The organism is Myroides sp. LoEW2-1 (assembly GCF_009767705.1).
Lineage (GTDB): Bacteria > Bacteroidota > Bacteroidia > Flavobacteriales > Flavobacteriaceae > Flavobacterium > Flavobacterium album_A.
In genome coordinates, this window is record NZ_WSPP01000054.1 from 1 (window position 1) to 1,523 (window position 1,523).

Consider the following 1,523-nt stretch of genomic DNA (forward strand, 5'->3'; position numbering starts at 1 on the left):
GTATTTGCCTTATGACGTGGTAGAGGATGATATGTTAGGATTTGAGTTTAGAAACAACTATATATTACTAGTCTTGAAAAACCGATACAGGATTGATAATTTAAAATTATAAAATATAACAGTAGTAGACTTTAGTTGCTACTGTTTTTTTATACTCTCTAGGTTTCTGTTAAACTTGAAATTTAAATATAGCTCTCACGATACCAATTATATCGTTTTTTTTTCTACATTTAATCAATTAACAAGATTTTGTTCTATAAGGTGCTGAATTTTAACTTTTGTCTTTAATTCGTACCACAGTTCAAAGTTAAGAAACGTTTACTGTAACAATGAAAACCTATTTATCGATAATTTTTGTTTTATTTTTTTCTATTTCTTTTGGACAAGGCATACTTGAACCTGGTGTGCGTTTAAGAGATGAAGGAAAATATGAGGAATCTATTAGCTATTATCTTAACGAAAAGAAAGAGGGATATTGGGATTGGGGACATAAGTATAATTACGCAAAAGTTCTTGCGCTAGCAGGACAAGTAGATAGTTGCTTTTTCTATTTAGAAGAAAATATTAATAAACGAATTGCAGTACAATCTTTAAGAGACAAAGAATTTATTGGAATTAAAGAAGATAAAAGATGGACAACTTATGAGCAAAGCGTAATTAATAAACATATTCCATGTAAGGACGTAACTTTCAGTGCCGAGATCTTTAGAATTTTAGCTTTATCAGATAAAGAGAGTACTAATATTAAATTACTTTTTGAGTTAATAAATAAAAAGGGATGGCCCAAACAAAGTCAAGTAGGAGATGCCGCTAGTTATATATTTGCTACATTAATATATGAAGATTTGTTTTTAGTACAAGCTAAGAAACACCTAAAAGAATTAAAAGAGTTGTGTATAAAAGGCGAGATTGACTGTGAGTATTTTGCCGATACATATGATTTAGTACAAAAAAAAGCTAACAAACCGCAAAAGTATGGGGCGATTTTTAATATAGATTACGATAATGACTTTAAAAGAATCTATTACAAATTTGTCGATGAAAAAAAAATTAATAAATGGAGAACTGAAATAGGACTAAAAAAATTGGAAGAATTTAGTGATTAAAGCATCTATGGCTAATATTGTATTAACGAAATGGAGATTTTAGAGATAAATTATTCCTCGTTTTTGTTGTAAAATCAATTCTTAACAGCTCTATGTTTACTATTGAATCCAAACAATCCTAAATCATATTCTAAAACTTTACTAATTAATAGTTTACTTTAATTTAAAAATGAACCCCCTTATAAATAGAGTATACGGAATATAAAGAAAAAGGAGTTATCTAAAAATCAGGTAACTCCTTTTGCTTTATATCTATTTGTGTTTATGCTTTTTAGCGTTTTTTTTCTCTTGCCCTTTACTGTAAGGCTTAGCTGACTTTGATCCCCTTACTTATTTCATTTGTCCAGGAGGTAGATCGTTATTCCCATGTGACTAAATATGTACAGCACAAGAAGCTAAAAGTAAAGTCGTTAAGGC

General features: G+C 29.0%; 1 protein-coding gene. It reads left to right on the forward strand.

What is annotated here, in order from left to right:
- Positions 1-329: 329 nt before the first annotated feature.
- Positions 330-1,106 carry a hypothetical protein gene (locus GOQ24_RS03995; protein ID WP_160339158.1) on the forward strand — a complete coding sequence of 259 codons (777 nt, stop codon included), beginning with the start codon at positions 330-332 and terminating at the stop codon, positions 1,104-1,106.
- The last annotated feature ends 417 nt before the right edge of the window (positions 1,107-1,523 follow it).